This is a genomic window from Pedococcus aerophilus (assembly GCF_039532215.1).
Lineage (GTDB): Bacteria > Actinomycetota > Actinomycetes > Actinomycetales > Dermatophilaceae > Pedococcus > Pedococcus aerophilus.
The window spans coordinates 2,248,697-2,274,460 of the sequence record NZ_BAAARN010000001.1 but is presented as its reverse complement, the minus strand read 5'-3'; the positions used below and the strand labels follow the sequence as shown (position 1 = coordinate 2,274,460).

27 protein-coding genes and 1 tRNA gene are annotated in these 25,764 nt (G+C 72.0%); 11 read left to right on the top strand and 17 right to left on the bottom strand.

What is annotated here, in order from left to right; genetic code table 11:
- The first annotated feature begins 236 nt into the window (after window positions 1-236).
- Window positions 237-1,130 carry an SGNH/GDSL hydrolase family protein gene (locus tag ABD286_RS10850; RefSeq protein WP_344193053.1) on the top strand — a complete coding sequence of 298 codons (894 nt, stop codon included), beginning with the start codon at window positions 237-239 and terminating at the stop codon, window positions 1,128-1,130.
- 135 nt (window positions 1,131-1,265) lie between these two features.
- On the opposite strand, the gene ABD286_RS10845 is transcribed toward ABD286_RS10850, so the two are convergent.
- The 3 genes from ABD286_RS10845 to selD all read right to left on the bottom strand — a co-directional run bounded on the left by ABD286_RS10845 (window position 1,266) and on the right by selD (window position 3,351).
- A complete protein-coding gene (locus ABD286_RS10845; RefSeq protein ID WP_344193051.1) occupies window positions 1,266-1,769 on the bottom strand; it encodes a hypothetical protein in 504 nt (167 codons plus the stop codon).
- 27 nt (window positions 1,770-1,796) lie between these two features.
- Window positions 1,797-2,240: an SRPBCC family protein gene (locus tag ABD286_RS10840; protein ID WP_344193049.1), complete on the bottom strand. Its 444-nt coding sequence runs from the start codon at window positions 2,238-2,240 to the stop codon at window positions 1,797-1,799.
- 109 nt (window positions 2,241-2,349) lie between these two features.
- Window positions 2,350-3,351, bottom strand: coding sequence for a selenide, water dikinase SelD (selD, locus tag ABD286_RS10835; RefSeq protein WP_425565362.1), 1,002 nt, complete (start codon window positions 3,349-3,351; stop codon window positions 2,350-2,352).
- A gap of 33 nt (window positions 3,352-3,384) precedes the next feature.
- Here selD and ABD286_RS10830 point away from each other — a divergent pair.
- The 3 genes from ABD286_RS10830 (at window position 3,385) to selB (ending at window position 6,370) form a co-directional block, all read left to right on the top strand.
- Window positions 3,385-3,480, top strand: a tRNA-Sec gene (locus tag ABD286_RS10830).
- A 25-nt stretch (window positions 3,481-3,505) separates the two neighbouring features.
- The gene (gene selA, locus ABD286_RS10825; protein WP_344193045.1) at window positions 3,506-4,858 is read left to right on the top strand and encodes an L-seryl-tRNA(Sec) selenium transferase; all 1,353 of its coding nucleotides are present in this window, start codon (window positions 3,506-3,508) and stop codon (window positions 4,856-4,858) included.
- Complete coding sequence (selB, locus tag ABD286_RS10820; RefSeq protein WP_344193043.1) at window positions 4,859-6,370, top strand: selenocysteine-specific translation elongation factor; 1,512 nt, start codon at window positions 4,859-4,861, stop codon at window positions 6,368-6,370. It abuts the gene before it with no gap.
- Here selB and ABD286_RS10815 read toward each other — a convergent pair.
- The 6 genes from ABD286_RS10815 to ABD286_RS10790 all read right to left on the bottom strand — a co-directional run bounded on the left by ABD286_RS10815 (window position 6,367) and on the right by ABD286_RS10790 (window position 11,728).
- The gene (locus ABD286_RS10815; RefSeq protein ID WP_344193041.1) at window positions 6,367-7,932 is read right to left on the bottom strand and encodes an LGFP repeat-containing protein; all 1,566 of its coding nucleotides are present in this window, start codon (window positions 7,930-7,932) and stop codon (window positions 6,367-6,369) included. The two genes, selB and ABD286_RS10815, sit on opposite strands and share 4 nt — an antisense overlap.
- Window positions 7,929-8,447: a hypothetical protein gene (locus ABD286_RS10810; RefSeq protein ID WP_344193039.1), complete on the bottom strand. Its 519-nt coding sequence runs from the start codon at window positions 8,445-8,447 to the stop codon at window positions 7,929-7,931. The genes ABD286_RS10815 and ABD286_RS10810 overlap by 4 nt, the downstream gene beginning before the upstream one ends.
- Before the next feature lie 3 nt (window positions 8,448-8,450).
- The gene (locus tag ABD286_RS10805; protein ID WP_344193037.1) at window positions 8,451-9,050 is read right to left on the bottom strand and encodes a hypothetical protein; all 600 of its coding nucleotides are present in this window, start codon (window positions 9,048-9,050) and stop codon (window positions 8,451-8,453) included.
- A 93-nt stretch (window positions 9,051-9,143) separates the two neighbouring features.
- On the bottom strand, window positions 9,144-10,139 hold the full coding sequence (locus ABD286_RS10800) for a hypothetical protein (protein ID WP_344193035.1): 996 nt from the start codon (window positions 10,137-10,139) through the stop codon (window positions 9,144-9,146).
- A gap of 3 nt (window positions 10,140-10,142) precedes the next feature.
- Complete coding sequence (locus tag ABD286_RS10795; protein ID WP_344193033.1) at window positions 10,143-10,724, bottom strand: MauE/DoxX family redox-associated membrane protein; 582 nt, start codon at window positions 10,722-10,724, stop codon at window positions 10,143-10,145.
- Window positions 10,725-10,894: 170 nt separating this feature from the next.
- Entirely contained in the window at window positions 10,895-11,728 is an 834-nt protein-coding gene (locus tag ABD286_RS10790; RefSeq protein ID WP_344193031.1) for a hypothetical protein, read from the bottom strand.
- Between the two features lie 144 nt (window positions 11,729-11,872).
- Between ABD286_RS10790 and ABD286_RS10785 the strand changes: the two genes are divergently transcribed.
- The 3 genes from ABD286_RS10785 (at window position 11,873) to ABD286_RS10775 (ending at window position 13,801) form a co-directional block, all read left to right on the top strand.
- Window positions 11,873-12,391 carry a peptidylprolyl isomerase gene (locus tag ABD286_RS10785; protein WP_056916063.1) on the top strand — a complete coding sequence of 173 codons (519 nt, stop codon included), beginning with the start codon at window positions 11,873-11,875 and terminating at the stop codon, window positions 12,389-12,391.
- Between the two features lie 75 nt (window positions 12,392-12,466).
- Window positions 12,467-13,348 carry a rhomboid family intramembrane serine protease gene (locus ABD286_RS10780; protein WP_344193028.1) on the top strand — a complete coding sequence of 294 codons (882 nt, stop codon included), beginning with the start codon at window positions 12,467-12,469 and terminating at the stop codon, window positions 13,346-13,348.
- Between the two features lie 282 nt (window positions 13,349-13,630).
- Window positions 13,631-13,801 (top strand): Flp family type IVb pilin, encoded by a 171-nt coding sequence (locus tag ABD286_RS10775; protein WP_344193026.1) that lies wholly within the window; start codon window positions 13,631-13,633, stop codon window positions 13,799-13,801.
- 128 nt (window positions 13,802-13,929) lie between these two features.
- Here ABD286_RS10775 and ABD286_RS10770 read toward each other — a convergent pair whose 3' ends face one another.
- Window positions 13,930-14,178, bottom strand: coding sequence for a cell division protein CrgA (locus ABD286_RS10770; RefSeq protein ID WP_344193024.1), 249 nt, complete (start codon window positions 14,176-14,178; stop codon window positions 13,930-13,932).
- A gap of 65 nt (window positions 14,179-14,243) precedes the next feature.
- On the opposite strand from ABD286_RS10770, the gene ABD286_RS10765 reads away from it, so the two are divergent.
- The 4 genes from ABD286_RS10765 to ABD286_RS10750 are packed head-to-tail and all read left to right on the top strand — an operon-like array spanning window position 14,244 to window position 16,566.
- The gene (locus tag ABD286_RS10765) at window positions 14,244-14,996 is read left to right on the top strand and encodes a DUF881 domain-containing protein (protein WP_344193022.1); all 753 of its coding nucleotides are present in this window, start codon (window positions 14,244-14,246) and stop codon (window positions 14,994-14,996) included.
- Window positions 14,993-15,697 carry a class E sortase gene (locus ABD286_RS10760; protein ID WP_344193019.1) on the top strand — a complete coding sequence of 235 codons (705 nt, stop codon included), beginning with the start codon at window positions 14,993-14,995 and terminating at the stop codon, window positions 15,695-15,697. The genes ABD286_RS10765 and ABD286_RS10760 overlap by 4 nt, the downstream gene beginning before the upstream one ends.
- Before the next feature lie 3 nt (window positions 15,698-15,700).
- Window positions 15,701-15,913, top strand: a complete 213-nt coding sequence (locus tag ABD286_RS10755; protein ID WP_344193017.1) for a hypothetical protein — start codon at window positions 15,701-15,703, stop codon at window positions 15,911-15,913.
- The gene (locus ABD286_RS10750; RefSeq protein ID WP_344193015.1) at window positions 15,910-16,566 is read left to right on the top strand and encodes an aminodeoxychorismate/anthranilate synthase component II; all 657 of its coding nucleotides are present in this window, start codon (window positions 15,910-15,912) and stop codon (window positions 16,564-16,566) included. Before ABD286_RS10755 ends, ABD286_RS10750 begins: the two co-directional genes overlap by 4 nt.
- A 23-nt stretch (window positions 16,567-16,589) precedes the next feature.
- Here ABD286_RS10750 and pknB read toward each other — a convergent pair whose 3' ends face one another.
- From pknB to ABD286_RS10715, 7 genes are read right to left on the bottom strand one after another with little or no spacing between them, the layout of a single operon-like run.
- On the bottom strand, window positions 16,590-18,494 hold the full coding sequence (pknB, locus tag ABD286_RS10745) for a Stk1 family PASTA domain-containing Ser/Thr kinase (RefSeq protein ID WP_344193013.1): 1,905 nt from the start codon (window positions 18,492-18,494) through the stop codon (window positions 16,590-16,592).
- On the bottom strand, window positions 18,491-19,837 hold the full coding sequence (locus ABD286_RS10740) for a serine/threonine-protein kinase (protein WP_344193009.1): 1,347 nt from the start codon (window positions 19,835-19,837) through the stop codon (window positions 18,491-18,493). Before ABD286_RS10740 ends, pknB begins: the two co-directional genes overlap by 4 nt.
- Window positions 19,834-21,291: a peptidoglycan D,D-transpeptidase FtsI family protein gene (locus tag ABD286_RS10735; protein WP_344193007.1), complete on the bottom strand. Its 1,458-nt coding sequence runs from the start codon at window positions 21,289-21,291 to the stop codon at window positions 19,834-19,836. The genes ABD286_RS10740 and ABD286_RS10735 overlap by 4 nt, the downstream gene beginning before the upstream one ends.
- Complete coding sequence (locus tag ABD286_RS10730) at window positions 21,288-22,664, bottom strand: FtsW/RodA/SpoVE family cell cycle protein (protein ID WP_344193004.1); 1,377 nt, start codon at window positions 22,662-22,664, stop codon at window positions 21,288-21,290. Before ABD286_RS10730 ends, ABD286_RS10735 begins: the two co-directional genes overlap by 4 nt.
- 7 nt (window positions 22,665-22,671) lie before the next feature.
- Window positions 22,672-24,036: a PP2C family protein-serine/threonine phosphatase gene (locus ABD286_RS10725; RefSeq protein ID WP_344193002.1), complete on the bottom strand. Its 1,365-nt coding sequence runs from the start codon at window positions 24,034-24,036 to the stop codon at window positions 22,672-22,674.
- 11 nt (window positions 24,037-24,047) lie between these two features.
- The gene (locus tag ABD286_RS10720; protein ID WP_344193000.1) at window positions 24,048-24,569 is read right to left on the bottom strand and encodes an FHA domain-containing protein FhaB/FipA; all 522 of its coding nucleotides are present in this window, start codon (window positions 24,567-24,569) and stop codon (window positions 24,048-24,050) included.
- A gap of 9 nt (window positions 24,570-24,578) precedes the next feature.
- Window positions 24,579-25,499 carry an FHA domain-containing protein gene (locus ABD286_RS10715; protein WP_344192998.1) on the bottom strand — a complete coding sequence of 307 codons (921 nt, stop codon included), beginning with the start codon at window positions 25,497-25,499 and terminating at the stop codon, window positions 24,579-24,581.
- Window positions 25,500-25,764 lie beyond the last annotated feature (265 nt).

Genomic DNA, 25,764 nt, shown 5'->3' with positions numbered 1-25,764 from the left:
CGACGTCGCGCCCACTTTGCAAGCAGGGGGTTAGGGGTTCGAGTCCCCTCGGCTCCACCAGAGTTGAGAGGCCTTTCCCGTATGGCGGGGAGGGCCTCTTCCCGTTCCCGGGTCTTGGAGCGTGAGCCGTTGCCGGGGTGGTGGTGCGGGGTTACGTTGGCACGGGCGCCGCCGACGTCGCCCACCGTGCTGGCGCGACCCGCCGACCCGGACGTTGACGAACATCGGAGTTCTTGATGCGCCGCACCACGAGTGTCCTCGCCACCACGTTGCTGGCCGCCGCTGCCGGCCTCGGCGCCGCAGTGCCGGCCGTCGCGAAGGTCAGCCCACCGTCGGCGAACCCGCACTCGATCAAGACCTCTCCGTATGTCGCCCTGGGCGACAGCTATGCGTCGGCGGCCGGAGTGGCACCGTTCGTCGTCGGGTCACCGCCTGCCTGCAGCCGCTCGACGCTGAACTTCGCGCACGACCTGGCCGCAGAGCTCGAGCCGACCTCCTTCACCGATGTCACGTGCAGCGGTGCCGACACGTCCGACTTCTACGCGTCGCAGAGCCCCGGGGTGGCCCCGCAGCTCGACGCGGTCACGTCGAAGACCCGCCTCGTGACGATGACCATCGGCGGCAACGACGAGGGGGTCTTCACCAACTCGTTCTTCGGCTGCGCGACCATCTCGGCGACCGACGTCCTGGGCAACCCGTGCGAGCGGAAGTACGGCACGACCTTCACCGACGCCATCAGGACCAAGACCTACCCGAACGTCGTGAAGGCGCTCAAGGCCGTCAAGGCCAAGGCGCCCGCGGCCACCGTGGTCATCGTCGGCTACCCCGAGATCCTTCCCGAGGTCGGCCGGCTCTCGTGCTACGCCTCGATGCCGATCAGCATGGGTGACGTGCCGTGGCTGAACCACGAGCAGGACGTGCTCAACGAGGTCATCGCCAAGGCGGCGAAGCAGACCGGCGCACGGTTCATCGACATGGCGCCCAGCTCGGCGGGCCACGACGCCTGTGCACCGGTGGGCACGCGGTGGATCGAGCCGGCCCTGGGTCCGATCAACGCTTTCCCCGTCCATCCCAACGCGACGGGTGAGGCAGCGATGGCCGAGCAGACCCTGCTGCAGCTCGGCCTCTGACGCGAGCCAGCCACCTGCAACCGTGAGTCTTTGAGGGATCCGACGTGTCCTGGCACGTCGGATCCCTCAAAGACCCCGGTCGCGGCAGGGTGCTCGGGCTGTGGCGGGGCGCTCGGGCGGCGGCGGGCTGGGCTGTCAGGGGGCGAGCAGGACCACGGGCACCCGGCAGTTGACGCCGACGTCGTTCAACCGCTCGACGAGCGGGCGGCCGTCGACGACCGGCAGCTTCAGCGGCTTGGGCTTCCCGGTGGCCAGCGACCGGGCGTAGGCGTCCCGGGCCGCCACCAGCCGCTCCCAGTCCTCGATCCACTGCGCGGCGGGTTGGTCCTCGTCCAACACCGTCGGCCCCAGGGACCGGAGCCGGGTCAGCATGTCGACGACGGCGTCGTTCTGGGCCTTGACCGCACCGACGCGCTGCGCCAGGGGTGCCGACGTGGGGAGGGCTTCCGAGGTGACGACTCCGCGCATCGTCGCGCAGGCGACCCCGGCGGTGCGCGAGATCGCCGAGCTCTCGATGAGTTCGGGGTCGTCGGTGTTCGCGAAGTCCCAAAGCTCCATGAGGGCGACCGCCACTACGACACCGGCCACCACCACGGCGATCCGAGCCGCCCAGGCACGCCAACGCGCGTCCTCCGCCATCAACCCTCCCCCTTGACCACGCCGATGTCACCGCGTGGCGCGGGCCTCGGCCATCGTCTTGAGCTTGGTCATCGCATCCATCGTCTGCTTCGGCAGGTCACGCTTGATCAACGGCGTGAACACCTTGCCGAACCCCTTGGTGCCGATGTCGATCGAGTGCGTCAGCGTCGTCCCCACGCCGTCGGACGCGGCCACGAAGTCCACCGTCACGTCCATCATCTTGTCGGTGAACTTCATCGCGAAGTGCCGGTCGGGCTCACGGGCGATGACCTCGCCGTCCATCGAGCCGGTGCGGCGTCCGTCGGCGTAGTGGTACTTCAGCTGGGTGCCCACGTCATTGACGCCGGCATCGAGCTTCTCGATCCCGGTGCAGCGTGAGAGCCACTGCGGCGTCAGGGTGAAGTCGTCGACGATCGCGAAGATGACGGACGGCGGCGCGCTGACGGACAGGGTGTGCGCGAAGCGGGGCATGGGGGATCTCCGGACACGTCGAAGGGGGTCGTGCGGGTGCCGTCACCGTACTGCTCCGAGGAGGTCCCCGGGTCCGTCGCGCGGATGAGTTTCCACCGCCGCCGAAGCGTCAGGTGATGCGCAGCCGTGGGGCTCCGGCGACGGTGTGGCCGATCACCGGCGCACCGGGGACCTCGCCGACCACGAGCAGGCCGCCGCTGGTCTGCGCGTCGGCGAGCATGAGCAGCACCTCCTCTGAGACGTCCGCCTCCAGGTGGGGACGCACCCAGTCGAGGTTGCGCCGGGTGCCGCCGCTGACGAACCCGTCCCGCAGCGACTCCCACGCACCGTCGAGCACCGGCACCGCGGTCGAGTCGAGCACCGCCCCCACCCCGGAGGCCCGCAGCAGCTTCCACAGGTGCCCGAGCAGTCCGAACCCTGTCACGTCCGTCGCCGCCTTCGCCCCGGCCGCGACAGCCGCGGCCGAGGCGACGTCGTTGAGCGCGACCATCGACGCCACTGCGTGGGGGAACACCTCACCGGTGGACTTGTGGCGGTTGTTCAGGACCCCGACCCCGATCGGCTTGGTCAGGCTGATCGGGAGCCCGGCAACCGCAGCGTCGTTGCGCAGCAACAGGGCCGGGTCGGCCAGGCCGGTGACGGCCATCCCGTACTTCGGCTCGGGGTCGTCGATGCTGTGCCCCCCGGCGACGGCGCACCCGGCGGCGCCGGCGACGTCGAGCCCACCCCGCAGCACCTCGCGGAGCAGCTCCAGCGGGAGGACGGACCGGGGCCAGCCGACGAGGTTCACCGCCAGCACGGGTCGCCCACCCATGGCGTAGACGTCGGAGAGCGCGTTCGCCGCGACGATGCGGCCGAAGTCGTAGGCGTCGTCGACGACCGGCGTGAAGAAGTCGGCCGTGCTGATGACGGCGGTGCGGCCGTCGACCCGCAGCACCGCCGCGTCGTCACCGTCGTCGAGCCCCACGAGCAGGTCGCCGTGGTCGGAGGGCGCGGAACCCACCAGCCCACGTACCACCTCCTCGAGCTCGCCCGGCGGGATCTTGCAGGCGCAGCCCCCACCGGAGGCATGCTGCGTCAGCCGGACGGGAGTCCCCGCGGTCGCGTCGATGGTGCTCACCGCTCCTACGCTAGCCTCGCCAGCGGAGGCGTACAGGTGCCTGGTGGCCCTCCCGGTCTTCAAAACCGGTGAAGCCGAGCAGCTCGGCTTGGCGGGTTCGATTCCCGTCCGCCTCCGCCATGACGGGCGCCTGACAGGAGGACGTATGCCGCAGCCGCACCCGGGCGACGTGCGTCGCCTCGTGCCACGCACCGATGCCGTTCTCGCGGATCCCGCTGTGGCGCAGGCCATCTCACGGCTCGGTCGTGACCGTGTCCGGGCCGCCGTGCACGTCGCCCAGGAGCAGGTGCGCGACGGTGACCTGCGCCCCGACGAGGTGGTCAGGTCGGTCCTGGTCTCCCTGCCGACCCGGGCGACCACCCTCACCCCGGTGCTCAACGCCACCGGGGTCGTCGTCCACACCAACCTCGGCCGGGCGCCGCTGTCCACCGCCGCCGTCGAGGCCATCGCCGCCGCCGCAGGCGCCGTCGACGTCGAGCTCGACCTGGCCACCGGGGCCCGCTCCACGAGGGGCCGGGGCACCCTGGCCGCGCTGCTCGAGGCCGTGCCCGAGGCAGGGGCCGCCCTGGTCGTCAACAACGGTGCAGCGGCGCTCGTCCTGGCGACCACGGCGCTCGCGGCCGGGCGTGAGGTCGTCGTCAGCCGGGGGCAGATGGTCGAGATCGGCGACGGGTTCCGGCTGCCCGACCTCATCGAGAGCACCGGCGCCAGGCTGCGCGAGGTCGGCACGACCAACCGCACGACCCTGGCCGACTACGAGGGCGCCGTGGGCCCGGACACCGGGTGCATCCTCATCGTGCACCCGAGCAACTTCCGGGTCGAGGGGTTCACGGCCTCGGTCCCCGTGCGCGAGCTCGCCGCCCTCGGCGTCCCGGTCGTCCACGACACGGGCAGCGGGCTGCTCCGCCCCCACCCCCTCCTGCCCGACGAGCCCGACGCCGCCACCTCGCTGGCCGACGGTGCCGCGGTCGTCACCTGCAGCGGCGACAAGCTCCTCGGCGGCCCCCAGTCCGGGCTGGTGCTCGGCCGGGCGGAGGTCGTCGAACACCTGCGCCGCCACCCCCTCGCCCGCGCCGTCCGCGCCGACAAGACCACCCTCGCCGGACTGGAGGCCACCCTGCGCGGACCCCGCACCCCCGTCCGGGAGGCCCTCGAGGCCGACCCCGTCGAGCTGCGCGCCCGCAGCGAACGCCTCGCCGACGCCATACGCCACGGGGTGGTCGAGCACGGCGCAGGGCATGTGGTCGAGGTCGTGCCCGCGGACGGGGTCGTGGGTGGCGGGGGAGCTCCCGGTCGGCCCCTGCCCGGCTGGGCCGTCACCCTTCCCGAGGCGTATGCCGCCGCGCTGCGCGGGCTGGCCCGTCCGCTCCTCGCCCGCCTGGACCACGGACGCTGCCTGGTCGACCTGAGGTGCATCGCCGCGGACCGCGACGACGACGTGGCCGAGGCGATCGACCTCGCCGGAGCGCAGCTGGCGGCTGCGCAGCCGACCGCGTAGATGGCGGTCGTCGCCACCGCCGGCCACGTGGACCACGGCAAGTCCACCCTCGTCCGGCTGCTCACCGGCACCGAGCCGGACCGGTGGGCGCAGGAGCGCGAGCGTGGGCTGACGATCGACCTCGGGTATGCGTGGACCGATCTCGACGGGGTGCACCTGTCCCTCGTCGACGTGCCCGGACACGAGCGGTTCGCGGCCAACATGCTGGCCGGGCTGGGGCCGGTGGCAGGGGTGATGTTCGTCGTTGCGGCTGACGCCGGCTGGGCGCGGCAGTCCGAGGAGCATGCGCGAGCCATCGCCGCCCTGGGGCTCGGCGAGGTCCTGCTCGTCGTCACCCGGAGCGACCTCGTCGACGGTGCCGCCGCAGCCGATGTCGCCCGTGATGCCGAGGCGCACCTGGCGGAGCTGGGCGAGCCTCCTCGGGAGACCGTCCTCGTCTCGGGGCGGACCGGCGCCGGGGTGGACGACCTGCGCCGGGCCCTGCGTCGGCTGGCGGTCGCGGTCGGCACCCCAGCCCCGACGGTGCCGGTGCGACTGTGGATCGACCGGGCTTTCACGGTCCGTGGCGCCGGCACCGTCGTCACGGGCACGTTGGGCGCGGGGACGATGCGCCTCGAGGACGAGCTGGTGCTGCGGGGTGCCGCTGTCCGGGTCCGCGGTCTGCACACCAGCGACGCCCCGGTCGCCGAGGTGGTCGGCCCGGCCCGGGTCGCCGTGAACCTGCGAGGAGTCGACCTCGACGAGGTGGCCCGCGGCGACGTCCTGCTCGATCCTCGGCTGCCGGACGCCGCGGCCGTGGTCGACGTGACCACCCACGCGCCCTGGCTGGTCGTCGGCCCGCGTACGCCGTTGCCGCGACAGCTGGTGCTGCACCTCGGTACCGCGGCGGTCGGGGTGCACGTCCACGAGCTGTCCGACGGTCGGGTCCGGCTCCGCGCGAAGCGCCCGCTCCACATCGCCGTCGGGGACCGCGGGGTGCTGCGTGACCCCGGGCTGCACGAGGTGCGCGCCGGCGTCGAGGTGGTCGCGGTCGATCCACCCCGCAGGCACGGGCCGCGTCGTGCGGTTACAGGAGGAGGGTCAGCGCGAACCCGGCCCTCGGCGGATGCGCGCCCAGCCGGTGCGGCTGCGGCGGGAGATGCCGAGAAGTCCTTGGCGCCGCTGCTCGGGCACCTTGCCACAGTGCCGCTGACCCCACCCACCCGCGCGCAGCTCGAGGAGTGGGGCGTCACGCCGCACCTGCTCGCAGGCGCTGAGCGAGCTGGTCAGGTCACCCGAGTCGGTGGCCTCGTCCTCGAAGGTGACGCGCTCGCCCGCGCAGCGGACGCAGCCGCGGGGCTGGTCCAGCCGTTCGGCCCACGCGAATTGGCCGTCGCCCTCGACACGTCACGGCGCGTCGTCATCGCACTGCTCGAGCGACTCGACACGACCATGGTCACCCGCCGGCTGCCCGACGGCACCCGGGTGCTGCGGGAGGACGGCGGTCCCCACACACGCAGGGGTCGTCCCTAGGCCGTGATCGTCCCGCCCTCGAAGGTGCAGGTGAGTCGCCCGTCGGCGAGCTGTCGGGTGTCGGACAGCGGGTAGCCCCACTGGCCGGTCGCCCCGCCGTCCGCCTTCCAGCGAGCAAGCACCGAGCCGAGCACGCGACGGCCCGGACCGCTCCCGAGCGCCCAGACCTCGCCGCCCTGGAAGGCCTGGTAGATCCCGCGGGCAGCGTTGCTCCTCGGCCCGGTCGGGTAGTGCAGCCAACCGGTCTCACGTCCACCTGCGACCCAGGCGGCGTGGATGACCCCGCTGATGGCCTGGGTGGTCGTCCTCGCCGAGTCGATGACGACGCCGCGCTGGAACTCCTGGCGCCAGCCGCTGTCGGTCATGCCGGAGTAGCGGTTGCTCAGCGGGTAGCCGAGCTGACCGGTCTCGCGCCCGGTGGCCTTCCACGCGGTGTAGGCCGTGCCGTAGATGATCTTGGTCGGCGTGGAGGCGGAGTCGATGATGACCCCGCGCTGGAACTCCTGGCGCCAGCCGCTGTCGGTCATGCCGGAGTAACGGTTGCTGATCGGGTACCCGAGGACGCCTGCCTCGCGACCGGTGCCCTTCCAGGCGGTGTCGGCCTCGCCGTAGACGATCTTGGTCGGGGTGCTCGGGGAGTCGGCGATGGCGCCGCGCTCGAACGTCTGCAGCCACCCACCCTGCGTCTTGTTCGTCAGCCAGTCGCTCGTGGGGTACCCGAGCAGGCCGTTGATGCCCTCGACCTGGGTCCAGACGTTCTTCACGACGTTGGGGACGGCCCGGGTGCCGGTCGAGGAGGTCGTGTAGATCGAGCCGCCCTGGAAGTCGATGCGGGTGCCACGGTTGTCGCCGTTGGCCTTGATCGGCCCCAGGGACGCCTTGAGGTAGGACCCCTGGGCACCCATCGCCTTGTCCTTGGCGGCGAGGACGCCCCACTTCGGCAGGCAGGGGGCGCTGTGCTCGCTCGTGCGGTTGTCCTGCAGCGACGTCGTCGTGCAGTTGGCCCACTGGTAGGGCGCCACGCAGCTCACGACGCGGCAGTGCACGCCTCCGCTGCACTTCACCTGGGTGTTGCACTGGCCGTAGCGGAAGGCGTTGCAGCAGACCCTGCGCTGGTCGCAGGACGCGCTCGAGCCGGTGCCGCAGGAGCAGCTCCAGCACTTGTTGTCACAGATGCCGTCGGTGCAGCCGGTCGAGCACTTCGAGCAGGACGCGTTGCAGTCGACGATGTAGCGGTAGCCGGAGCCGCACCAGGACGAGTCGGCGGCCTTCCACCAGCCGGCGGCGAAGCTGCCGGGCGGACAGGCGTTGACACCCTTGTTGATGGTGCAGCAGAACACCGTCCAGCCGCTGCTGGCGGTGTTGCCGGGCCCGCAGATCGTGGCGTAGGCCGGCTGCGGGCGCAGGACGTAGTCCTTGGGGCGGGTCGCCAGCGCCGAACCGGCGACGGCGGCACCGATGAACACGTCGCGCCGCGACACCGGACGCATTCGCCGGGACAGCGAGCTGACGAACCCGGCGATGCCGCCGGGTCCTGCGTTGAGGTCGTCGAGCGTGCTCACGGGTGGCCTCCCTGGCGGGCCAGCGTGGCCCGGTCGGTGATCTGCACGGAGTTGACGAGGGCGACGGCTCGCGGCACCGACGCCATCCGGCGGGCGTGGCTGCCGATCACGGTGAACAGGCAGAAGGCCCGACCGCCGGAGCTGAAGAAGTGCTGCGAGGCGCTCAGCCCGGGCAGCGGCCGCTGGAGGCGGTTGGGGGCGAACTGCGAGGGCGCGAGGCGCGGCATCCCCTGCTTCTCGAAGAGGCCCTGGTCGGCGACCTCGGTGCCGTAGTCGACGAGGGCGACGAAGATGTCGTCCGGACCGAGCAGGTCGACGACCCCGGTCCCGAAGTCACCGCGGGCCGTCGGCATCGCGCGGGTGCAGGCGTGCAGCACCGGGCGCGTGACGTCCTGCGGCTCGAAGGCTGCCCGCGCGCCGGGGGTCGCTGCCGTGTCGGTCGCGCCCGGCCTGCGGGTCACGGCGACGTGCCACCCCCGCGGCGCGTCTGCGGCCAGTCCGTATGCGTCTGCCATCGTTCAGCTCCCTACTGCGGCGACCAGCAGTGCGGCGGCCGCTCCTCCCAGCGCCACCCTAGCCATGATTCGTGCCGGTTTGGCGCCTCGCTCGACACGGGTGAAGACGAGGTGCAGGGCCGACCGGTCCCGGACCCGACCCATGAGCAGCGACGGCAGGGCGCGGACCAGCCCGAACACCGCACCGATCGCCAGCCCCGCGCCGAGGTCGCCGGACAGCGCGGCCAGCAGCACGACGCCATACGTCGTCGCGCTCGTGATGATCGTGACCAGGCCGAAGCCGAGCTGGACCCCGAAGCCCAGACCCATCACCCAGCCGCGGTACTCGTCGAGCCAGTTGACGTCCACCTGCCGCTTCCACGAGGGGACCATCTGGCTGCCCGGCGCGCTGTCGTACGCCAGGCCGACGAGCAGCAGCAGGGCGACGGCTCCGAGGACCCAGGACGAGGCACGGACGTCCTCGGGCAGGGCGGAGCCGAGCAGCGCCGCAAGCCCGCCGAGAGCGAGACCGCCGACCAACGACCCGACGAGGTATGCCGCGGTGGTCAACCACCAGCGGGAGTTCCTGGCCCGCTCACCGAGCGGGCTGATGCTCGAGAGCATCGACTCACCTCAAGGGGACCACGTGGCGCGCACCGCGGCGACCGCGGCCATGGGCAGGCCCAGCGCGAGGGCCAGGACGGTGACGGACACGGGTCAGTGCTCGTGCCGGCCGGTCGCCGCGTGCTCGTGCGAGTGGTGGTCGTGCGCGTGCCCGCTGTGGTCGTGGGTGTGGTCATGCTCGTGGTGGTCGTGCCCGGCGTGGTCACCGTGGTCGTGCCCGCCGTGGTCGTGCGAGTGGTCGTGCCCCGCGTGCTCGTGCCCCACGTGCTCGTGCCCCACGTGCTCGTCGAGGGTGATCTCGTCGGGGTCGGGTGACTCGTAGAGGCTGGGGTGGCCCGGCGCGATACCGGCTGCGCGGAGCTCGCCGTCCATCCGGGGCAGGCTGTCGCGCTCGCCACGCCCGAGCCCCTCGCCCACGAGGGCGCCGGGGCCGGTGCGGCCGGCGGCCGCTCGCGCGTCCTTGCTGTCGGCGACCCCCTGCGCCATCAGGTCGCGGACCTGCGGCCAGGTCGTCGCCGAGCCCTCGCCGGTGACACGACCACCCTCGACGTAGACGAAGTAAGGCGAGCCGGGGATGTCGTAGTCGACCCAGGCCGACGTCGACTGGATGACCGGGAGCTCGCCCGCCAGCGAGCGCAGGCTGGGGATCGACTCCTCCTCCGGCCCCTTGGCGATGACCCGCAGGTCACCGTCACCGGGGACGTCGACCTCGTGCTGGAACTCGTCCCAGAAGGTCTGGCACACGCTGCACCCGCTGGTGAGGAACGCCAGCAGGGTGCGCTGCCCCGGGGTGGTGACGGCGAGGTCGACCGAGGCCCGCTCGAGGTCGGTGCCGACGATGTCGTGGGCCGTGGTCGAGTCCTGCCGGGTGGCGGGCACGACCCCGGTCTCCAGCTCGACCGGCACCGGACCGGGCTTGCCGCCCGTGGTGGCGGTGGTGACCCCGGTGCCGGCGTCCTTCTCCAGCTCGAGGCCGGCGCCGAGCTCGTGCAGCGCCTTGAGGATGAGCGCATGGCTGCGCAGGAGACCGAGGACGAGGATGCCGAGCAGGACGACGGCGACCCCTTCGGCGATGACGACGGCAAGCATGGGTCAGCCCTTCGTGCGGGTCGGGTTGGCGCTGCGGACGGCGGCGGCGGTGGTCGTCGGCAGGACGGCCATGACCATCCAGGCCAGACCGGCGATGAGGACGGCGAGGCCCACGGTGGTGACGAGGGCGGGGCCCGTGGGACCGCCGGATGTCGCGACAGAACCGGCGGCCGACCAGACCGCGGAGGGCGGGTCCGTGGCGAGGGCGGCGGCGACGAGCGCCGCCACCGCGGTGAGGCCGAGGTGGGTGCGGGTGGCCGGGGTGTCGGGCTTGCCGAAGCAGCCGCACGACCCCAGCACCCCGCCGCGCGTCAGCACGCGCGCGACGAACAGGGTGAAGACGAGGTATGCCGCGGCGACCAGGGCCGCGTTCAGGCGGCCGGGGGCGATGATCGCCCAGGTCCCGATGGCGACCTCGGCGACGGCGAAGGCGCGCACGAGGGCCGACCCGAGGGCCGGACGCAGCGGGAACCCGGCCGAGCGCAGGGCGCGGACGAGGGGCAGCGGGTCGACCACCTTGGGCAGGCCGGCCACCACGAGCAGCCCCGCCACGGCGAGGAACGGTCCGGCCAGTGCGTCCCACATGACGCCCACGCTACCCGGCGGGTCCGACGGAGCCGGCCGCGCGACATACCGAACCGTCGCTCGAGGGGGCGGTGGCAAACCGGGACAAACACCGCGGGGTGCCACCCCGTCGAGTCGACGGTGCGGCACCCCGGACGGTGCACCCTGCGGGCAGGGCGGTGGAGCTGAGGTCAGTCGACCTTGTTCTTGGCCTCATCGGCCTTGTCGGCGACGGTCTCGGCGGCGTCCTTCGTGGCGTCGGCAGCCGAACCGGCGGCGTGCTTGCCCTGGGAGGTCACCTTGTCCTTGGCGTCGGCGGCGGCACCGGCAGCCTTGTCCTTGGCCTCGCTGGCCTTGTCCTTGACGGTGTCGGCGGCAGCGCCGGCCTTCTCCTTGGCCGCGTCGGCGAGGTTCGAGACCTTCTCCGACGTGGAGGCGCGACCGCTGGTGGGCGCGGTGTACGGGTCGTCGAGCGGCGTGGCCCACGGGTCCTCGCGGGGCGCGGACTTGCGGAAGGCGGCGAACGCGGCACCCGCGGCGGCGAGCAGGCCCAAGGCGATGAACACCTTGCCCTTGCGGCCGCTGCGCTTGGCGACGGCGTCACCCTTGAGCACGTGGAAGGCGCCGCTGGAGCGGTCGGCGGTCTCGCCGGCCACGTCGGTCGCGGTGTTCTTGGCGGCAGCCGAGGCGGCGGCGACGGCCGCGATGGCCTCGGCGACCTTCGGGAGCAGGCTGTCGACGATGGTGTCGCGCGCGGTGTCCACCTTGGGCGCGAGGCCCTCGACGGCACCCTGGAGCTTGGGGGCGGCGACCTCGATGCCGTGGTCCACGTGCGGCTTGGCCCAGTCACGGGCGGCCTCGACGTGCGGCTTGCTCCAGTCCTTGGCCTGGCCGGCGCGGTCCTTGGCGACCTCGGCAGCCGGGGCCACGCGGTCCTTGAGGGTCGATGCGTAGTCCGCCGCGGTGTGGGCCGTGGAGCTCACTGCGTCTGCGGCCTGCTCGGTCTTGCTCTTGGTGCGGAACACCTGTGCCTCCCTGGTGGTGCGGACATGGACGGCTCCCCGGAGGAGGGCCTCTCCCGTCCCATCCTGCCTTGTTTCGGCTGGTGGGCAACCCAGCGGGTGTCCCGCGGACGGCGTGCTGACGTGCTCCGTGGAAGGATGAGCGGCATGGACGTCACCCTCAAGACCAACCACGGCGACATCAACGTCACCCTCTTCCCCGACCACGCTCCCAAGACGGTCGCGAACTTCGTCGGCCTCGCCAAGGGCGAGCAGGAGTACCGCGACGACGCGGGCCGCACCAACCCCACGCCGTTCTACGACGGACTGGTCTTCCACCGCATCATCCCCGGCTTCATGATCCAGGGCGGTTGCCCGGTCGGCCAGGGCTTCGGTGGCCCCGGCTACACCTTCGACGACGAAATCAGCCCGGACAAGAACTTCAACCAGCCCTACATGCTCGCCATGGCCAACGCCGGCAAGCGGATGGGCAAGGGCACCAACGGTTCGCAGTTCTTCATCACCGTCGGTGACACCTCGTGGCTGCAGGGCAAGCACACCATCTTCGGCGAGGTCGCCGACGGCCCGAGCCGCGAGGTCGTGGACAAGATCGCCAATGTCCGCACCGGCGCGAACGACAAGCCCGTCGAGGACGTTGTCATCGAGTCGGTCGTCGTCAACGACTGACCTGTTGTCCCCGGCCGAGGTATTCGCCTACCCCGATCCGGTAGGCGAATACCTCGAACCGCAAAGGTGTCACCCATGAGCGATCCCACCGCACCCCCGCAGCAGCAGGCGTCCCCGGTCTGCCCCCGGCACCCCGACCGGGTGTCGTACGTGCGGTGCCAGCGCTGCAGCCGTCCGGTGTGCCCGGACTGCCAGCGGCCGGCGGCCGTGGGGGTCCAGTGCGTCGACTGCGTGCGCGAGCAGGCCAAGACGATGCGCTCGGCCACGACCATCTTCGGCGGACGCGTCACCGACACCCCCACGGTGTCCTACGTGATCATCGGGATCTGCGTGCTGGTCTACGTGCTGCAGACCATGTCGCCGCGGCTGACGAGCGAGATCTCGTTCGTGCCCGTGCTGGGGGAGTCCGAGCCGTGGCGCTTCCTCACGTCGGCGTTCGCCCACGGGAACGTCACCCACATCTTGTTCAACATGCTCGCCCTGTGGATGGTCGGGGCGCAGTACCTCGAGCGACTGCTCGGTGCGGCCCGGTATGCAGCGGTGTACCTCATCAGCGCCATCGGCGGCTCTGTCGTGTACCTGCTCATGTCCAGCCCGCCCACCGACGTCGCCACCCGGAGCATGTGGCTCACCCCGGCTGTCGGTGCCTCGGGTGCCGTCTTCGGGTTGTTCGGGGCGCTGCTCGTCCTCAACCGCCACCTCGGCCGGTCCTCGGGCGGCATGTACGCGACCATCGCGATCAACGCGGTCCTCGGGTTCGTCCTGCCCAACGTCGCCTGGCAGGCCCACCTCGGTGGCCTCCTCACCGGAGCTGCGCTCGCCGCGGTCATCTCGTGGACGACGCCGCGTGAACGCCGTCGCTGGCAGTGGCCCGGTGTCGTGGCGGTGCTGGCCGTCCTCGTCGTGCTGGCCGTGGTGAAGTACGCGGTCTCGGCCGACCTCGTCCTCCTCGGCTGAGCCGGGCGGATTACACGGCTGTCATTTGTCCCCAGCTGTGCACAAACCTGTGGACAACTTCCTGTGGACAACCATGGGGACGAGCGGGACAGGTGTGTGGACAACGGTGGGGACACCGGGGAACCGACCACCGGCCCGACCTGCCGCACGGTTCGCCGGTCCCTCCTCGTCCTGATGGTGGAGGACGCCGACCCACATCAGGCCGATCCTGCGCGGGGCCGGCCCTGCCACTCTCCTCGTAGGGCGCTCCAGCCCTGGTCCACCGCCCCTGAGGGAGTCCCCATGACCACGCTTCTCACCAAGATCCAGCACCTCACACGCCCGGAGCGTGGCGCCACGGCCGTCGAGTACGGCTTGATGGTCGGGCTCATCGCCATCGTCATCATCGTGGCGGTGGCCCTGCTCGGGACCAACCTCCGCGACATCTTCAACACGTCGGCCACGAGCATCTGACCCCTGCTCCCCGGGTGTCCCCCACCGGCTGAGACGAGAGCGCACCCCGGCCGGGCCGGGGTGCGCTCTCGTGTGCTGCGTGGACGGAGGCGGGAGGACCTCGTCGTCCGGGGACGGGGCTTGCTCGGTCAGCGCCAGCGGGTCGTCATCGCGAAGCCGGTCAGCATGAGCCCGAACCCGACACCGAGGTTCCAGCGGCCGATCGACTCGATCGGGAAGCGCTGGCTGGTGATGTAGAAGACGACGATCCACAGCAGGCCCAGCACCATGAGGGTGAGCATGACCGGGACGAACCACGGCGGGTTGCCGACCTTGGCCTTCGCGGGCTTGCTGGGCGGGGTGTAGGCGCGCTTGGCGCGACCCTTGGACTCCGGCACGGGAAAACTCTCCTCGCAGGTCGGACGGCATCGAGCCGCCGGGACGTTTGGCATAGCGTAGTGCCATGGCGGACCAGCGACTGACGTGGCTGACGCGTCGGCCCACGCTGTGGTCGGCCGTCGTCCCCCTCGTCGCGCTCGGTGCCGGGGTGATGTTCGCGCTCAGTGCCGCGACCGCCAAGGGCACCGATCTGCGCTCCTCCGGGGGCGACGTCCCGGGCCTCATCCGCGAGCAGACCCGCCAGAACGCCATCGCCGCGCAACAGGTCGGTTCGCTGCGCGCCGAGGTCGACCGGCTCTCCGCCCAGCAGGCCCCGGGCGACCTCAGGGTCACCCAGCTGACCGACGCCGCCGACGCCCTGCGCCTGGCTGCAGGTACCGAGCCGGTCGCCGGGCCCGCGGTCCGGGTCACCATGACCGACGCCGAGTCCGTCCCGGACGTCCTGCCCGAGGGCTTCTCGGTCGACGACTACGTCGTGCACCAGCAGGACGTCCAGGCGGTGGTCAACGCCCTATGGCAGGGCGGGGCCGAGGCGATGACGCTGATGGACCAGCGGGTCATCTCCACCAGCGCTGTCCGCTGCGTCGGCAACACGCTCATCCTCCAGGGCCGGGTCTACTCCCCTCCCTACGTCATCACCGCGATCGGCGACCAGGACCGGCTCCAGGCCGCGCTCGAGTCCAGCCCGACGATCGGCATCTACCGCCAGTGGGTCGACGCGGCGGGCCTGGGCTACGACGTGAGGACCCTGCGGGAGGCGACCTTCCCTGCCTACGCCGGCTCCCTCAACCTGCGGGACGCCCAGGCGGCTCGATGACCTCCGGTGCTGCCCGGGCCGGTCGCTGGGTCCTCGGGCTGACCGGCGACCTCTTCGTCACCGCGGGCCTGGTCCTGCTCCTGTTCGTCGGGTGGCAGCTGTGGTGGACCGACGTCACGGCCAACCGTGCGCAGGACGACACGGTCAACTCCCTCAGCCGGGAGTTCGCCGCGGGGCCCGGACCGGTGTCCGCCGCCAACCAGCGACCTGCCGCCGTGCCGTTCGGTGAGGCGTTCGCCATCGTCCGCATCCCCCGCCTCGGCGCCGACTACGCCAGACCGGTGCTCGAGGGGACCAGCCGCGACATCCTGATGGACGGTGTGGGTCACTACACCGGGACGGCCGGGCCCGGCGCGGTCGGCAACTTCGCGATCGCCGGTCACCGCACCACCTACGGCCGCCCGTTCCACGACATCGACCGGTTGCGTTCGGGGGACCGCATCGTCATCGAGACCAGGACGCAGTTCCACGTGTATGCCGTGCGGCGGCACGTCATCGTCGCGCCCAGCGAGGTGGACGTCATCGCCCCGGTGCCGGAGAAGGTCGGGGTGAAGCCGACCGGGCGCTGGCTGACCATGACGGCCTGCCACCCGAAGTACAGCGCGGCGCAGCGCTACGTCGTGTTCGCCGAGCTGGAGAAGTCCTACCCGCGCGCGAAGGGTCTGCCCGCAGACGTGCTCGCCGCGCCGAAGGGAGGCTGAGCGATGATCTACGCAGCGATCTGGCGGGCCCTGCCCGGACCCTTCCCGGTGCGGGTGCTGCTCGCGGTGGTGCTGGCCCTTGCCGTGGTGGCGTTCTGCTTCCTGTGGCTCTTCCCCCGCATCGCCCCGCTCATGCCGTTCAACGACAACACGGTCGACCCGTCCGCCGGCCGTCCCCCCGCGATCCACGCCCCCCAGCCCGAGGCCCACTCATGACCCGCATCCTCGTCGTCGACAACTACGACAGCTTCGTCTTCACCATCGTCGGCTACCTCCAGCAGCTCGGTGCCGACTGCGAGGTCGTGCGCAACGATGCCGTCAGCGCGGCCGACGGCGCCGACTTCGACGGTGTGCTCGTCTCGCCCGGCCCCGGTACGCCGGAGCAGGCCGGCGTGTCGATGGCGATGATCGAGGCCTGCGCGGAGCGCGCCCAGCCGATGCTCGGGGTGTGCCTGGGCCACCAGGCCCTCGGGGTGGTCAGCGGGGCGACCGTGGGGCGGGCCCCCGAGCTGCTCCACGGCAAGACCTCCCGCGTGCTGCACGACGACACCGGTGTCCTCGAAGGGCTCGGCAGCCCCTTCACGGCCACGCGCTACCACTCGCTGACGATCGACCCCCCGACCCTGCCGGGCTCCTTGCTGGCGAACGGCCACACCGAGTCGGGCATCATCATGGCCGTCCGTCACAGGGACCTGCCGCTGCACGGGGTGCAGTTCCACCCCGAGAGCGTGCTCACCGAGGGTGGGCACCGGATCCTGGCCAACTGGCTGAGCGTCTGCGGACTCGCCGATGCGGTGGAGCGCTCGGCCGGGCTCAGCCCGCTGGTGCGGGACGCCGAGGGCGTGGCCCGGGCGGTCGCCGCCTCCTGACGAGGCGCCTGCGGCCCAGCAGGTCAGGGGGTCTGGACCGGTGCCGGCGGGGTCGCCGTCGCCGTGGCGGTCTCGCTCGGCGGGGTGGTCGGGGCCGTGGTGCCCGTCGTGGTGGTCGGCGGAGCCGTGGTCGTCGTGGTGGTGGGAGGGGCGGTCGTGGTCTGGGTGGGCCGCGGCGGCTGGGCGACGGTGAGGACGATCTGGGTGCCGTCGTCGACCTTCTGCCCCTCCTTGATGCTCTGCTTGGTGACCGAGTCCTCGGTCTCCGAGCTCTCGACGTACTCGGTCTTGATGCGGAAGCCCAGGTCTCCGAGGATCTGGGCCGCCTCGCTGCGCGACTTGCCGACGACGTCGGGCGCGGTGATCTTCCCGGAGGAGACGGTCAGGCTGACCTCGCTGCCGACCGGCACGGACTCCCCGGCCCCGGGGGTGGTGGAGACGACCTGGCCCTTGTCGAGGCCCGAGTCGTCCACGGGCGTGATCGGCCCGACCTTGAGGTTGAGATTGCCCAGGGCGGTGCGCGCCTCGTCCTGGCTGTAGTCCTTGAGGTCGGGCAGGTCGACGGTGTCCGGACCGGCCGAGATGCTGAGCTGGACGCGCGAGTTGCGCTCGGCCATCTCGCCTCCGCCCGGGCTCTGCTCGACGACGTCGCCGACCTCCTTGGTGCTGGCCACCTGGGTCGACTCCGGGACCAGGCCCGCAGCCCTGATCTCGGCCTCGGCGGTCTCGACCGGCTTGTCGACCACCGACGGGACGGCGACCTGGGCCGGGGTCTCCGGTGGGCGGTCGAGGTAGGACTTGCCGGCCAGCGCGAGCAGCACGAGGGCGCCCACGACAGCCAGCACGAGCAGCGCGTAGGCCAGCCCCCGGCGTCGTCGGGGTTCGTCGTCCGGGTCGTGCCCGATCGCGGGCAGGCTCGCGGTGTTGCCGGCGCGGGGGTCTCCCGGGCCACCGGCGACGGACGCACCGGAGGGGAGCACGGTCGTCGCGGCGGCGGCCGCCCCGAGGGCGCCGATCGCCACGGTGGCCTCCGGCGCCGTACCGGCCGTGCCCCGGGCCGCGTCGCTGATGGGACGACCGAGGCGGGCGGCCTGGAGGTCGATGCGGAAGGCGGTGGCGTCCTGGTAGCGGGCCTCACGGTCCTTGGCCAGGGAGTGCAGGACCACGGCGTCCAGGGCCGGGCTGACCGAGGGGTTGAGCGTGGACGGTCGCGGCGGCGGCTGCCCCACGTGCTGGTAGGCGATCGCGACGGGCGAGTCGGCCTGGAACGGGGGCCGGCCGGTGAGCAGCTCGAAGAGCAGGCAACCGGTGGAGTAGAGGTCGGAGCGCGCGTCGACGTGGTGGCCCTGGGCCTGCTCGGGCGAGAGGTACTGCGCCGTGCCGATGACGGCCTGGGTCTGGGTCATCGTGGCGTTGGCGTCGGCGACGGCGCGGGCGATGCCGAAGTCCATGACCTTGATGTCGCCCCGGGCGCCGATCATCACGTTGGCGGGCTTGATGTCGCGGTGCACGATGCCCATGCGGTGGCTGTAGGCCAGCGCGTCGAGGACGCCCTCGGTGATCCGGGCCGCCTCGGCGGGTTCGAGCCGGGTGCGGTCGTTCAGCAGCTCGCGCAGCGTCTGGCCCTCGACGTACTCCATGACGATGTACGGCACGGGGACGGTGGCGCCACCGGACTCGACGAGGCGGTCCTCGCCGGAGTCGTAGACCGCGACGATGCTCGCGTGGTTGAGCCCCGCGGCCGACTGGGCCTCGCGGCGGAACCGGTTGAGGAACGAGGTGTCGCGCGCGAGGTCGGACCTCAGCAGCTTGATGGCCACCGGCCGCGACAGGCGGGCGTCGTGGCCGAGGTGGACCTCCGCCATACCTCCGCGCCCGAGCAGCTCGCCCACCTCGTAGCGGCCCCCGAGGAGCTGTGGTGCGCTCACGGCTTCTTGCCCCCCTTGCCCTTGCCGTCACCCTTGGCCTTGCCCGGGTGAGCCGGACCGGCGGCGGGCTGGGCCGGGGCGGCGGGGGCGGGGGCGCTGGACGCGACCTTGGGACTGCTCGACGCGGGAGCCGAGGACGAACTCGTGGACCGCGTGGCCGTGGACGAGGTGGCGGGCGTCGTGGAAGGGCTGGTCGTGGTCTTCGGGGTGGTCGTCACGGCGGCCGGCGGCGTCACCGACGGGGCGGGGCTGGTGCTGGCCGGGCTTCGGGTCGTCATCGACACGATCAGGGCGACGGCGAGCAGCACGGCGGCACCGGCTGCGACGGGGAGGGCCCACGCGGGACGACGCGTGTCGTGGACGGCTGCGTCGTCACCCCCGGAGTCCGGGGAGGACGAGGCGTCCACCGGGCCGGGGGCGAGGAAGACCGAGGTCGGGAGGGTGTCGTCGCCACTGAGGCCCTCCGGGGCCCCGGCGATGACGGGGGTGACTGCTGAGGCGGCACCGGCCCGCAGGTGCTCGGGCACCTCGCCGGAGGGGAGCTGCAGGGCTGCCGCGAACTCGGCCGCGCTCGACGGACGGTGCGAGGGGTCCTTGGCCAGCGCGGCCATGACCGTGGTGCGCAGCGGCTCCTCGACCTCGTCGGAGAGCTGGGGCGCGGGCTGGCTGAGGTGGGCCAGCGCGGTGGTGACCATGGACTCGCCGTTGAACGGGCGTCGCCCCGTGAGCATCTCGTAGCCGACGACCGCGAGGGCGTAGACGTCGCTCAGCGGGCCGGCGGGCTTGCCGGCAGCCTGCTCGGGCGCGAGGTAGTGGGGGGTGCCGAGCACCTCGCCGGTCTGGGTCATCGGCGCCTCGCTGAGCGCCCGGGCGATCCCGAAGTCGGTGAGCTTGGCGTACCCGTCTGGGTCGACGACGATGTTGGCCGGCTTCACGTCACGGTGGACCACCCCGGCGTCGTGGGCGGCCTGGAGCGCCAGCGCCGCCTGGACCAGGATGTCGCGGACCTCCGGCTGGGGCATCGGGGCGCGGTCCTTGATCAGGGCCGAGAGGGGTTCGCCGACGAGCAGCTCCATGACGAGGTAGGCCGTGCCGTGGTCCTCGCCGAAGTCATGGACCGTGCCGATGTTGGGGTGGCTCAGGCCGCCGGAGTGGCGGGCCTCGGCCCGGAAGCGCTCCGCGAACGCGTCGTCCTGGGCGCTGTCGGTGCGCAGCACCTTGACGGCGACGTCACGGTCGAGGGTCACGTCGTGGGCGCGCCAGACCTCGCCCATGCCGCCCATGGCGATGGACTCCTCGAGGCGGTACCGGTCGGCGAGCACGTCGCCCTGGGTCGGGGTCACTTGCCGAGCACCGCCTGCATGACGGCCTTGGCGATGGGGGCCGCGACCCGGCCACCGGCGGCCTCGTTGCCCGCGTTGCCGCCGTCCTCGACGACGACCGCCACCGCGACCTTGGAGTCGACGGCGGGGGCGAACCCGGTGAACCACGCGTGCGGCGGCTTGCCGATCTCGTGCTGGGCGGTGCCGGTCTTGCCGGCCACGTCGACGCCGTCGATCTGCGCGGCGGTGCCGGTGCCGTCCTCGACGACGCCCTGCATCATCCGGGTCAGGGCGCTCGCGGTGTCGGGGGTGACCGCCTGCGAGAGCTGCTCCGGCGGCGGCTCGTCGAGGACCTCGAGGTCGGAGGACGTCACCTTCTTGACGAGGTGCGGCTTCATGACGATGCCGCGGTTGGCCACGGCGGCGGAGATCATCGCGACCTGGAGTGGGGTGACCCGAACGTCGTACTGGCCGATCGCCGACTGCGCCAGCTGCGGCTCGTTGAGCTCGGCCGGGACGCTGCTGGGAGTGACCGTCATCGGGATGGTCAACCGGTCGCCGATGCCGAACTTGGCCGCCTGCGAACGGAAGTCGTCGGCGCCGAGCTCCATGCCGAGCCAGCCGAACGCCGTGTTGCACGAGATCTCGAGAGCGCGCTTGAGGGTGACCTTGTTGTCCGGCCCGCACGGCTGGCGGTCGTCGTTGGGCAGCGGGTCCGACGTCTGCGGCAGGTCCAGGGTGGCTGGGCCGGGGATCTGCGACTCCTCGGTGAACTTGCCGGACTCCAGGGCCGCGGCCGACGTGACGATCTTGAACGTCGAGCCCGGCGGGTAGAGGTTGCCGGCGATGGCGCGGTCGACCATCGGCCGGGTCGGGTCGGCGTTGAGGTCCTTCCACGCCTTGACGACGGCGTCGGTGTCGTGGCTGCTCAGGACCGAGGGGTCGTATGACGGGTGGCTGACCAGCGCGAGCACCTCACCGGTGCTGGGGTCCAGGGCGACCACCGCTCCGCGCTGGTCGCCGAGCGCCTTCTCCGCCGCGGCCTGCGCCTTGGCGTTGATGGTCAGCTCGAGGCTCGCCCCGGTCTGGTCCTTGCCGGTCAGGATGTCGCTGACGCGACGGTAGAACAGCTTGTCGGAGGAGCCGGAGAGCAGTGCGTTCTCCGCGCCCTCGATGCCGCCCCCCGCGCCATACGTGAAGGAGTAGTAGCCGGTGAGGTGGGCGTAGAGCTCGCCCTTGGGGTAGGTGCGCAACCACTTCAGCTCGTCGTCGGAGGCGACGGACTTGGCGACGGGGGTGCCCCCGACGAGGATCTGGCCGCGCTCGCGGGCGTAGTTGGCCAGCAGCGTGCGGCGGTTCTCGGGCCGCTCCTGCAGCGACTTCGCCTGCACGAACTGGATGAACGTCGATGAGACCAGCAGGGCGCTGAACAGCAGCGCCACCACCATGGAGAGTCGACGGAGGGGGGCGTTCATCGGACGGCCACCACCTCGGTCTTGGCCTCACCGGCGGGGGACGGCCCGATGGGGATCTCGGTGATCGGCCGGCGGGCCTGGTCGCTGATGCGCAGGAGGAGGGCCACCAGGGACCAGTTGGCCAGCAGGGACGAGCCTCCGTAGGACAGGAACGGCATCGTCAGGCCGGTGAGCGGGATGACGCGGGTGACGCCACCGACGACGACGAAGCACTGCAGGGCCACCGAGAACGCCAGGCCCCCGGCGAGCAGCTTGCCGAACCCGTCGCGCACGCCGAGCGCCGTGCGCAGGCCACGCTCGACGAGCAGGACGTAGAGCATGAGGAGGGCGAACAGGCCGATCAGCCCGATCTCCTCGCCGAAGCTGGGGATGATGAAGTCGGACTCGGCGAAGTAGGTCAGGTCGGGGCGACCGCGACCCAGGCCGGTGCCGAGGAGGCCACCGGCCGCCATACCCATGAGCCCCTTGGCGACCTGGTCGGACTGGCCGCTCGCGAACGGGTCGAGCCAGAGGTTGACGCGGGCCTGGACGTGGGAGAAGAGCAGGAAGGCGAGGTAGGCGCCACCGCAGAACAGGGCCAGGCCGATGGCGATCCAGGACACCCGCTCGGTGGCGACGTAGAGCATCGCGACGAACAGGCCGAACAGCAGCAGCGACGAGCCGAGGTCTTTCTCGAAGACGAGGACGAGCAGGCTGAGGATCCAGGCGACGAGGATCGGGCCGAGGTCGCGACCGCGCGGGAAGGTGAACCCGAGGACCTTGCGGCCGGCCAGCGACAGGGCGTCACGGGTCTGCACGAGGTAGCCCGCGAAGAAGATCGCGAGCACGATCTTGGCGATCTCACCGGGCTGGAACGTGAACGGCCCCAGGCCGATCCAGATCCGCGAGCCGTTGACGGTGCGGCCGATGCCGGGCAGCAGCGGCAGGACCAGCAGCCCGAACCCGACCACGGCCGCGGTGAACGTGTAGCGGCGCAGCGTGCGGTGGTCGCGCAGGAACCACAGCACCACGGCGGCGATCGCGACGGCCAGGGCGCTCCACGTGAGCTGGCGCAGCGCCAGGCCCTCGCTGATGTCACGGCCCTCGGCGATGTCGAGGCGGTGGATCATCACCAGGCCCAGGCCGTTGAGCAGGGTGACGATCGGCAGCAGCAGCGGGTCGGCGTAGGACGCCTTCCAGCGCAGCAGCAGGTGGAAGGCCAGCGAGATGACGAGCAGCCCGGTGCCGTGGGTGATCAGCCCGGGCGGGAACTCGCCGGCGACGGACAGGCCGACGTTGACGTAGGCCAGCACGACGATGCCGACGGCGAGCAGCAGCAACGCCAGCTCGACGTTGCGGCGGGTGCGTGGAGCGAAGCTCGAGACGGTCGTCATGGCGCGCTCAACGGGTGGTCGTCGACGGGGTACCGGTCGTCGTCGACGAGGTCGTCGTGGTGGACGGGGTGGTGGTCGTGCTGCTGGGGCTCGTGGTCGAGCCCGGGGTCGGCGTGAGCTCGTCGGTGGAGCAGGCGCCACCGGTAGCACGGCTCACCGCGCACTTGGACGCCTCGATGCGCAGCTCCTCGACGAGGGCCTCGGCGTCCTCGAGGGTGTCCTTGGAGATGGAGGCCTGCACCTTGGCACGGTAGAAGTCGGGCAGGTTGCTCACCAGCACGTCGGACGGCTCCTCGACGTGGGACAGCGCGATCGGCCCGAGGTCCTGGGAGACACCCTGGAAGATGGCGACCTTCCCGTCGTGCGCTCCCACGAAGTACTGGCCCTGCGACCAGTCGTACGCGGCATACGCGCCTCCCCCGAGGACCACGAGGATGACGGCGAGGACCGCGGCGCGGCGGAACCACCGCCCTGGGCCGACCGGCCCCTCCTCGGCGAGGGTCACCTCGTCGTCGTCCCCGCCTGTGGCCTCGCGGGTGAGCGCTGCGGCCTTGGCCGCCGGCGTGACGGGTATGGCGCGGGTGCTCTTGGTGCGGGTGGAGGCGGCGCCGACGATCTGCGGCTGCGTGGGCGGGGCGTCGACCTTGGTCAGGTCGACGACGTCCCCGATGACGATGGTGACGTTGTCCGGGGCACCTGCCTTGAGGGCGAGGTCGACGAGCCGGTCGGCGGTGGGCCCCGGGGCCTCGCCGGCGGTGACGATGTCGGCGATGGTGTCGCCGGCGACGTAGTCGGTGAGCCCGTCGGAGGCGATGAGGTAGCGGTCGCCCATCCGGGCCTCGCGCACCGTCATGTCCGGTTCGTCGTCGACCTGGCCGGTGAGGACGCGGGTGACGAGCGACCGCTGCGGGTGGCCGATCGCCTCGTCCGCGGTGATCCGGCCCTCGTCGACGAGCGACTGGACGAAGGAGTGGTCCTTGGTGATCTGGGTGAGCTGCCCGTCACGGGCGAGGAACGCCCGCGAGTCGCCGATGTGCGCCAGCACGAGCTTGTTGTTCGAGCGCAGGATCGCGATGAGGGTGGTGCCCATGCCGTGCAGGCTCGGGTCGGACTTCACCATCTCGGCGAGCTCGTCGTTGGCCGACGTGATCCGCTGGAGCAGGGCCTTGCTGGCCTCCGCGCTCCCCAGCGCCTCGTCGTCCAGGTCGGCGAGCGCGCCGATGACGACGGACGAGGCGATGTCACCGCCGGCGTGGCCACCCATGCCGTCGGCCATCGCCAGCAGGCGCGGGCCGGCGTAGCCGGAATCCTGGTTCTCCGAACGCACCATCCCGACGTCGGAACGTGCGGCGTAGCTGAACGCGAAGGGCATCTGGTCGCGTCCTACTTCCGCAGCTCGATGACGGTCTTGCCGATGCGCAGGGTCGTGCCGACCTCGACCCGGACGGGACCGGTGAGGCGCTCGGCGCCGAGGAAGGTGCCGTTGGTGGAGCCGAGGTCCTCGACGAACCACGCACCGTCGCGGTGGAAGATCTTGGCGTGCCGGCCGCTGGCGAAGTCGTCGTCGAGCACGAGGGCGCACTCAGGGTTGCGGCCGATGACCGTTCCGGACTCGCGCAGCGGGAGGCTCGTCCCCGTGAGGGCGCCCTGGGTCACGACGAGGGTGCGCGGGGTCGACGACTGCTGGCGGCGCGGGGTCTTCGACTTCGCTGCCGGTTCCGCCTCTGGGGCCGGCGTGGCGCGGGCCGCGGGCTGGCGCTTGGCCGGTGCAGGCTTGCGCGGGGTGCGGCTGACGACGCGGGTGCCGTAGATGTCGCCGCGCAGGACGCCGACCACGCTGAACACGAAGATCCACAGGAGGACGAGCAGACCGAGGCGGATGATCGTCAGGGTGAGTTCACTCATGCGTCCACGTCACCGCCGCCCGGCGCGGTAGACGACGGAGGTGCGGCCCACCGTGATCCGGTCCCCGTCGGACAGGCGCTGGCTGGAGATGCGCTCGCTGTTGACGAACGTGCCGTTCGTCGAGCCGAGGTCACGGATGCTGGCGACGAGGTGCGGTCCGTCGTTGGTCACGCGGATCTCGCTGTGCCGCCGGGAGATGCCGGGGTCGTCGAGGATGATGTCGGCGGCGTCGTCACGGCCGAGCACGGTGATCGCCCCCATCAGCGGGTAGCGCTCGCCGTCGACATCGAGCCACGGTCGGTCGGCCGGGTTGACCCGACGCGGGGGTGCCGGCGGAGCGACCGGCACCTGGGCCTGGGTGGCCTCGAGCCCGTCGTCGGCGACCTGCCGCTCGGGGCGGTCAGCGGGGCGGGCGGCGTGCGCAGGCGGGTTGGCTGCTGCTGCGGCACCGGCCGCGGCTCCTGCGCCTGTGGCTCCCACTCCGCCGGAACGGGGGGAGGGGCTGGGAGCCGGCTCGGCGCCATACCCGCTCCTGCGGCGGCCGGGGGCGTCACCGGGGCGGCGGGCGGTGGAGGTGCGCAGGCGGAAGACGCCCGTCTCGAGGTCGTTCGAGCTGGCGAAGCTCACCTGGAGCGGGCCGCCGGGCTGGTAGCGCTGGGACTCCGCGTGCTCCTGGGCGGCGGCGATCAGCTCGTTCTCGAGCTCCTCGTCGTACCCGCCGAGGCGGTCGTAGTCGGTGTCGGAGAGCTCGACGGTGTAGAGGTTCGGCACGATCGTGCGGCCGGGGCCGAGGATCGCGGCGCGGTCGTCCATGGCCCGGCGGATCGCGCTGGCGATCTCGACAGGCTGCACCTCCGACTTGAAGGCGCGCGCAAAGGCACCGTTGACGGCACGCTCGAGGCGTTGCTCGACCCGGTCGAACAGTCCCACCGCTCGGCCTCCTTCGCTGACTGGCCCTTGATCGTAACCGGCTCGGCTGGCCCCGGCTCCCACCGCGCCGCGCCGCGCCGTGCCACGTCGCGCTGGTGGGCGCGTGGGGCGGTAGCCACCCGACCGCCACCCCACGCAAAACGCCGGTTGCACGGCAAAACGACGGTTGGCGACTCGAGTTCTGCCGTGCACCCCTCGTTTTGTCGTGTCGGAGTGTCGCCGGGTCGGGCGTGGGTGGTGCTGGGCGAGCGGCCGGTTTGGAGTT

Bases quoted from the DNA above. Each gene is read 5' to 3' on its own strand.
- ABD286_RS10850 (WP_344193053.1), top strand. From the start codon at position 237: ATGCGCCGCACCACGAGTGTCCTCGCCACCACGTTGCTGGCCGCCGCT.
- ABD286_RS10845 (WP_344193051.1), bottom strand. From the start codon at position 1,769: ATGGCGGAGGACGCGCGTTGGCGTGCCTGGGCGGCTCGGATCGCCGTG.
- ABD286_RS10840 (WP_344193049.1), bottom strand. From the start codon at position 2,240: ATGCCCCGCTTCGCGCACACCCTGTCCGTCAGCGCGCCGCCGTCCGTC.
- selA (WP_344193045.1), top strand. From the start codon at position 3,506: ATGCCGCAGCCGCACCCGGGCGACGTGCGTCGCCTCGTGCCACGCACC.
- selB (WP_344193043.1), top strand. From the start codon at position 4,859: ATGGCGGTCGTCGCCACCGCCGGCCACGTGGACCACGGCAAGTCCACC.
- ABD286_RS10810 (WP_344193039.1), bottom strand. From the start codon at position 8,447: ATGGCAGACGCATACGGACTGGCCGCAGACGCGCCGCGGGGGTGGCAC.
- ABD286_RS10805 (WP_344193037.1), bottom strand. From the start codon at position 9,050: ATGCTCTCGAGCATCAGCCCGCTCGGTGAGCGGGCCAGGAACTCCCGC.
- ABD286_RS10800 (WP_344193035.1), bottom strand. From the start codon at position 10,139: ATGCTTGCCGTCGTCATCGCCGAAGGGGTCGCCGTCGTCCTGCTCGGC.
- ABD286_RS10795 (WP_344193033.1), bottom strand. From the start codon at position 10,724: ATGTGGGACGCACTGGCCGGACCGTTCCTCGCCGTGGCGGGGCTGCTC.
- ABD286_RS10785 (WP_056916063.1), top strand. From the start codon at position 11,873: ATGGACGTCACCCTCAAGACCAACCACGGCGACATCAACGTCACCCTC.
- ABD286_RS10780 (WP_344193028.1), top strand. From the start codon at position 12,467: ATGAGCGATCCCACCGCACCCCCGCAGCAGCAGGCGTCCCCGGTCTGC.
- ABD286_RS10775 (WP_344193026.1), top strand. From the start codon at position 13,631: ATGACCACGCTTCTCACCAAGATCCAGCACCTCACACGCCCGGAGCGT.
- ABD286_RS10765 (WP_344193022.1), top strand. From the start codon at position 14,244: ATGGCGGACCAGCGACTGACGTGGCTGACGCGTCGGCCCACGCTGTGG.
- ABD286_RS10760 (WP_344193019.1), top strand. From the start codon at position 14,993: ATGACCTCCGGTGCTGCCCGGGCCGGTCGCTGGGTCCTCGGGCTGACC.
- ABD286_RS10755 (WP_344193017.1), top strand. From the start codon at position 15,701: ATGATCTACGCAGCGATCTGGCGGGCCCTGCCCGGACCCTTCCCGGTG.
- ABD286_RS10750 (WP_344193015.1), top strand. From the start codon at position 15,910: ATGACCCGCATCCTCGTCGTCGACAACTACGACAGCTTCGTCTTCACC.
- ABD286_RS10735 (WP_344193007.1), bottom strand. From the start codon at position 21,291: ATGAACGCCCCCCTCCGTCGACTCTCCATGGTGGTGGCGCTGCTGTTC.
- ABD286_RS10730 (WP_344193004.1), bottom strand. From the start codon at position 22,664: ATGACGACCGTCTCGAGCTTCGCTCCACGCACCCGCCGCAACGTCGAG.
- ABD286_RS10725 (WP_344193002.1), bottom strand. From the start codon at position 24,036: ATGCCCTTCGCGTTCAGCTACGCCGCACGTTCCGACGTCGGGATGGTG.
- ABD286_RS10720 (WP_344193000.1), bottom strand. From the start codon at position 24,569: ATGAGTGAACTCACCCTGACGATCATCCGCCTCGGTCTGCTCGTCCTC.